We start from the raw sequence: 6,730 nt of genomic DNA on the forward strand, positions 1-6,730 counted from the left end.
TATAAAGGGGAGGGAGCAATAAAAGCCTTCATTTGAAAAGTCGAGGGAGTAACAAAAGCCCCCCCTTTATAAGGGGGGGTTGGGGGGGTAACTCAACCTAAACCGCAGTCTAGCGAATTCGATCGATTGTCTACCTTAATCTAGGTAACACCAAATACGATGACCAAACCCAATACCGCCCCAAACACAATCAAAGCGTAGAATTGAGCGCGTCCGGTTTCGAGGTATTTCAAACCTTCACCGCCGAGCAAGGTGGCTAAGCCAGTAAGGTTCACCGCACCATCGACAACACGGTAATCGACTTCCATCACCTGACGGGCGACGCGGCGTAAGCCGATGACAAAGACGCTATTGTAGATATCGTCGATGTACCACTTATTGAGTGAGAGATTGTACAGCGCGGGGATTTTGGAAGCGATCGCGCTGGGATCGATTTTGCGGCTGAGATACATCAAGGATGCTAAAGTAATCCCGATTAGGCCGATGCCGACGGAACTACCAGCCATAATTAAGAATTCATTGAGATCGAATTCATGTGCGTGTTCGACAGCATGTCCGGGTGCCGAAATAAACGCCTCAAAGTAGTTATTGAATGGCGTTCCGACTAAACCGATGAGGGCGGAAGGTACGGCGAGGATAACTAAAGGTAAAGTCATGCTCCAAGGCGACTCGTGCGGCTTGGATGCGTGGCTGTGAGCGTGGGCGTCGTCATGATGCTCGTCGTGAGCGTCGGCACCACTCGGACGCGCGGCGGCGAGTAGTTGCTTTTGAATCTTAGTATCGTTGCCTCGGAAACTGCCCTCAAAGGTCGAGAAATACATCCGGAACATATAAAATGCGGTTACCCCTGCCGTGGCAAAACCAACGACCCAGAGGAGCGGATTTGAGGCATATGTGGCACCAAGAATTTCGTCTTTCGACCAGAATCCCGCGAAGGGGGGAATTCCAGAAATTGCGAGGGTACCGATAAAGAAGGTACCAGCAGTGACGGGCATGTGTTTCCGCAAACCGCCCATCAAGCGCATGTCTTGAGCGAGGACGGGGTTGTGTCCGACGACATCTTCCATGCCATGAATGACGGAACCAGAACCTAAGAACATCATCGCTTTAAAGTAAGCGTGAGTCATCAGATGAAATAAGCCTGCGGAGTAGGCTCCGACGCCCATGGCCATTACCATGTAGCCCAGTTGGGACATAGTGGAGTAGGCCAGACCTTTTTTGATATCGTTTTGGGTAATCGCGATCGAGGCACCCAGAAATGCTGTAACTGCTCCCGTCCAGGCGATCGTGTCCATCGCGGTGGGGATATTCTCGAAGACGGGATACATCCGAGCGATGAGATATACACCAGCGGCTACCATGGTAGCGGCGTGAATCAGTGCGGAAATCGGCGTGGGGCCTTCCATGGCGTCTGGGAGCCAAACGTGGAGCGGGAATTGAGCTGATTTGGCAACTGGCCCCATAAATACGAGGATTGCAAATAGTGCGGCCAATCCGCCCCCAATTGCGCCTGATTCGACGAGTTCTTGGAGTCTGTCGCCCATAATTTGGAAGTCAAAGCTACCAGTCGCCCAGTAGAGTCCGAGCATCCCTAACAGCAAGCCAAAATCACCGACGCGGTTGGTGACGAAGGCTTTTTGACAGGCGTCGGCGGCGGCTTTACGATCGTACCAAAAGCCGATCAGCAGATAGGAGCACATCCCTACCAATTCCCAGAAGATATACACCTGGACGAGGTTGGGACTGACAACTAAGCCCAACATCGAGGAGCTAAATAGGCTCAGATAAGCGTAAAACCTCACGTAGCCGGGATCGTGCGACATATACCCGTGGGTATAGAGCATGACCAAGATGGCGACGGTGGTAACGATGACCAACATCAATGATGTCAGATGGTCGATCGTATAGCCCATATTCAGATGAAATGTGCCCGCAGATGCCCATTCAAACGATCGCGTAACAACGGGATGTCCTTGAAATTGGCTGATGAGTAGGGCGAAGGACATCACCATCGCCGCTCCTAGTAAGGAAATAATTAGAACTGCATTGAGATCTCGCAGTTTGTTGGTGGCTTTGTTGAGTGAAATCAATCCCAATCCGACTAGCATTGCCCCAGCCAGGGGAAACACTGGAATCAACCAGGCATAATCGTATAGTGGTTCCATGTATGTACTTAAATCTAACGATCGAGGATGGACAGACTAAATCTTTGGCGATTGATGGCAAAAGTGACGTGGATGAGTATATTTGGTTCGGAGCGATCGCAGTGTGCTCTGAGGCCACATCCATTATGCTTTAATTAGCCGATCGTCGAAGTTTAGCTGCCAATAGACAATTATCTAAGCGATCGGGTGTCCTATGAGCAATTATACCGATCCCCATCAACGGTAGACGATCGATAGCGGACATTCGTCAATATTTGTCTACATAAATCGATGTTTCGATTGCTGCGATGGTGGCAAACGAAACAGGCGGGAAGTCCCGCTCTCTATCGCTTCGATGAGAGTCGGGATGAAAGCCGAGCGATTGATGAGTCCATCCCCGAACGCTGTCTTGTCGCACACAACTCGGAGAAAACCTCCGAGTCGATGCGCCGCTATTTGCCTTCGCAGACAGCAAGCGGCGGAGGGGATGGGCGAGGAATGAGCAACAAGTAGTTTGGCTGAGTACAAATATTCTCAAGATTGGTAGAATCAGGTTGAAGGTTGACGACCTAGTGGACTGTCTAAAAGGCTTACGCAGTACTAGCAGAATAGCCACTAAATGAAATCTGCCGCTGGGATATATGCAAGCCATGTGGGTTTCCGACTAAAAACATTTCTGCCTTGGGACACAGGGCGGCTGCGTGGGCATCGTGCAAGCGGTGTGAGAGTCAGGGCAAGACGGCTTGTCAAACCTCTAGACGCGGTGTAAGACCAAAATACAAAACTAGTTTTGTGTGGAGGCGACGGCGGATGAAACACGAAATCTAGAGTTTTGAAGCCCGCGCTCTACCCTACGGTGAGCGTCGGGTAGACTAAGCACTAGATATGTCACGTCATCTCGCACAGCGTCCAGTACTTATTCAAGGCAATCATCAGCTCGACAAAAGTACTAAAAGTCACAGGCTTGAGCATATAGCCAGCCACATTGAGCTGGTATGCCTCGACTCGATCGCGTTCTTCGTTAGAAGTTGTCAATACTACCACCGGGATGTGTCCGAGATCGGGATCTGCTCGTAATTGTTGCAAAAATTCTAGCCCATTCATTTTGGGCATATTTAAGTCCAGCAAGATCAAGCGGCGATCTGGGGGAATTAATGATGGCTCGCCGGGATTGCCGCGTAACAATGCCAAAGCTTCAATCCCATTGCCCGCTATATATAAAGGGTTGGCGATATTTCCCTTTTTAAAGGCGCGACGGACGGTCATGACGTCTACTTCGTCATCTTCAACTAATAAAATGTTTAACATGAGGTTTTCGATCGTGGTTCGGGGCTGGTGGTAGATGCATCGATAGTCAATGGCTGCTTGAGCCAAGTAAACCGGAAGATGGCACCTTTTCCCGGCATAGATTCTAGCTCGATTGTCCCGCCTTCAGAAGTCACGATTTTTTTGACAATCGCCAGCCCTGCTCCAATATTTTCTTGGAGATCGCGGGCTTTTAAGGTTTGAAAGATGGTATAAATTCTAGTTTGAAATTGAGGCTCGATCCCGTCCCCATTATCAAAAATCGAGAATTCATAGCGATCGCCTAGGTCGATCGCAGATATTTCTACTATACCCGCTTTAGTCGGATGATGTCTAATGGCATTGTCGATTAGGTGCGTGAGGACTTGTTCGAGCGGTCGCCACCGGGTATCGAACGTTGGCATGGGAGTAGTAATATGGATGCTAAATGTGTCTGGTGGTGCGAGCGTCTGGATGATTTTTTCGATCGACCGACCGACATCGACAGTGACGATCGGGGATTGAGTGCGTCCGGCGCGCGAGTATTCGAGCAAGCTATTGAGGAGTGCTTGCATCCGGTAGACGCGGCGGCGCAATAGCTGCATTTGCGATCGAGTTTCTTCAGACATGGAGTCGCCGAGATCTTCTTCTACCCATTCTGAGAGACTAGCGATCGCCCGCAGCGGTGCTTTGAGATCGTGTGCGGTAATATAGGCAAACCGATCGAGTTCGCTATTAGTTTGGCGTAATGAATAGTTGCTAGCATTGAGCGAATTGTTGAGCTGTGCTAGTTCGATGGCTTTAGCTTGAAGTTTGGCGGCGGTTTGTTGACGATCGGTAATATCGCGGACGATGGCAATGCGATCGTCGTCGAAGGCGATACTATTCATGGAGACTTCGATCGGGAATAATTCGCCATTTTTGCGCTGTCCCATGGCTTGCCAGATTTGACCGATCGGCGGTGCTTTAGATATTAGGTCTGGTTCGTAATCCAATAATTTGCGCGTATCTTCAGCTTCGCGATCGAGCAGTTGTCTCCAGTGCCAACCCATGACTTCATTAGGCTGGTAGCCAAACATTTTCACCGCCGCATAATTGAAGCTCTCAATTTTACCTTTCGGATCGATGACCATCACCCCATCGACGATATTACCGACGATCGCTTCGACTTGGTTGCGGCTTTCGCGCAGGCGAATATCCCGCTCTCGCAGCTCTGTAGCTAGTTCCTGAAGGATTCTAATTGCCAAAATCGTGCCGATAATCCCGATGGCAATCCCGCACCACATGGCATCGGCATTGAGTTGTTGCTGCTGTTGCAAATCGCGGATGCGCAAGTCTAATAGGCGATATTCTTCGGCTTCAAATTCGCTAATGACCTGCCTAAATCGATCCATTGCTTGTTTGCCATTAAGGAGGCGAGCGCGTGTCACCTCAGCGGTACCGCTCTCGCCTGCATTTACGCGACTGACGCTCTGTCTGAGTAAGTTCATCCGATAATTGGCAACCTGAGTGAGCAACCGCGCTCGCTGGAGTTGCACTGGATTTTCTTTGACAAGCTGTTCTAAGCCGAGCAGTGTAGGATTGAGGGTTTTGAGAGCCAGATTATATGATTCGAGTAAAGCTTTGTCACGACCAATGAAGTAGCCCCGTACCCCAGTTTCGGCATTGAGGATACTAATTAGGCTGCCCTTACTTTGATTCAAAACTTCATTGGTATGGTCTACATAATTCTGAGATTCGACCATTCTTTGGCGTAAAACAGTGTATGCCACCACCGTACCGATCAGGCATATTAAAGGAATGCATACAGCAATAGACCCCCGCCCTTCGATCGGTAGTTGTTTCCAATAGCTTTTAAATTTGTGCCAACAGCCTTTCATCTGAACGTTCAAAACACTACTCACCTTGGGTTTCGGCAAAAAGGGGGTGTCAATTTTGTTAATGGTTTCCGCCCCGATTGTCAATCTCTTCTTTAAATATCGCCGATCGAGAGCTGAGATACCCTCTCTCTTTTGACTTAATTTGGGAGCTTAACGGCAGTTAGTTAGCTTGTAGTTTTTAACCCTAAAGTCGATAATAACCGGAATTTTCTTTCTTGACTAGATCGATTTTAGTGCTTAGATCTCGATCGATGTGAGTAGTTCGATAAATATAAAATAAACATTACAATATCATTCATCAGCGCAAATCTAAGTAGTCCGAGCGGCGAGATAGACTAATACAGTAAAACGCGATTTTGGCATCTGTCGATCGATAGATACGGCCCAAATTTTTCAAGTTAGACTAATAATATCTTTCCATGCAATCTATTCCAAGGTGGTTTTTATGAGCGATATTCGTGTAGTCCTGATTGAAGATCATGATGTGGTAAGAATTGGGTTGCGGACGGTCTTGCAGATTCAAGAAGGAGTGCAGGTTGTTGGCGAAGCGACGAATGGTCAACAAGGATTGAATTTGTTGGAAACAACAGATGTTGATGTCGCGTTGGTCGATATCGGTTTGCCCGTGATGGATGGCATTGAATTAGTGCAGCAGTTTCGGAAATTCCAGCAAGAGCATCCAGAAGTTAAAACTAAAGCGATTATGTTGACGATGCTCAGTAATGAAGATACGGTGTTGGCGGCATTTGCGGCGGGAGCGGACTCGTATTGTATTAAAGATGTGGGGATCGAGTCCCTAATCGAGGCAATTCGGATGACTCATGCAGGCAATGCCTGGATCGATCCGGCGATCGCGAGTATTGTCTTGCGTCAGATGCGACAGAGTATCGCCAAACCCACAGCTCAAAAACAAACAGTCGAGATTCGATCGGTGGAACCCGAATACGAGCAGGTTCTAGCCTCAGATCCGGTCACCGATCGCGAACGCGAGGTATTAGAGTTGATGGTGGCAGGTTGTACGAATGTCGTCATCGCCGAGCGGTTATTTATTACCGTCGGGACAGTCAAAACCCACGTTCGGAATATCTTAGCCAAGATGTGCGCCGATGACCGTACCGAAGCAGCGGTTAGGGCATTGCGATCGGGAATTATTAATTAGGGAGTTGGGAGTTGGGAGTTGGGAGTTGGGAGTTGGGAGCTTCAAGTAGGGTGGGCAGTGCCCACCAGCTAGGTTTCAAGGTGTGGATTCGATCGGTTTGGGAACTATTGGCACGATCGAGGTGGTCAACGATCGATACTCGTGCTAGTGATGTTTTCTGGTGGGGACAGAACCCGGATCTGGGGGTGCCGACCCCCAGACCCCCCGTTGAGGGGCGGGACGCCGCCCCTCAAACTCCCCTGCGTATGTAGGTTGTCTGTGCT

Annotated in this window: 4 protein-coding genes; 1 reads left to right on the forward strand and 3 read right to left on the reverse strand. The window is 49.2% G+C overall.

The genetic code is table 11. The features are described 5' to 3' along the window. Window positions 1-140: 140 nt before the first annotated feature. The 3 genes from C7B77_RS20635 to C7B77_RS20650 form a co-directional block, all read right to left on the reverse strand. Complete coding sequence (locus C7B77_RS20635) at window positions 141-2,165, reverse strand: NAD(P)H-quinone oxidoreductase subunit 5 (protein WP_106309213.1); 2,025 nt, start codon at window positions 2,163-2,165, stop codon at window positions 141-143. An 867-nt stretch (window positions 2,166-3,032) separates the two neighbouring features. Next, the gene (locus tag C7B77_RS20645; protein WP_219892222.1) at window positions 3,033-3,452 is read right to left on the reverse strand and encodes a response regulator; all 420 of its coding nucleotides are present in this window, start codon (window positions 3,450-3,452) and stop codon (window positions 3,033-3,035) included. Then, on the reverse strand, window positions 3,446-5,347 hold the full coding sequence (locus tag C7B77_RS20650) for a sensor histidine kinase (RefSeq protein ID WP_245894290.1): 1,902 nt from the start codon (window positions 5,345-5,347) through the stop codon (window positions 3,446-3,448). The genes C7B77_RS20645 and C7B77_RS20650 overlap by 7 nt, the downstream gene beginning before the upstream one ends. Window positions 5,348-5,753: 406 nt before the next feature. Here C7B77_RS20650 and C7B77_RS20655 point away from each other — a divergent pair, with 406 nt between their 5' ends. Then, window positions 5,754-6,467 (forward strand): response regulator, encoded by a 714-nt coding sequence (locus C7B77_RS20655; protein ID WP_106309219.1) that lies wholly within the window; start codon window positions 5,754-5,756, stop codon window positions 6,465-6,467. The last annotated feature ends 263 nt before the right edge of the window (window positions 6,468-6,730 follow it).

The sequence above is a fragment of the Chamaesiphon polymorphus CCALA 037 genome (assembly GCF_003003845.1).
GTDB lineage: Bacteria > Cyanobacteriota > Cyanobacteriia > Cyanobacteriales > Chamaesiphonaceae > Chamaesiphon > Chamaesiphon polymorphus.

Coding starts and splice junctions, on each gene's coding strand:
- C7B77_RS20635 (WP_106309213.1), bottom strand. CDS start 2,165: ATGGAACCACTATACGATTATGCCTGGTTGATTCCAGTGTTTCCCCTG.
- C7B77_RS20645 (WP_219892222.1), bottom strand. CDS start 3,452: ATGTTAAACATTTTATTAGTTGAAGATGACGAAGTAGACGTCATGACC.
- C7B77_RS20655 (WP_106309219.1), top strand. CDS start 5,754: ATGAGCGATATTCGTGTAGTCCTGATTGAAGATCATGATGTGGTAAGA.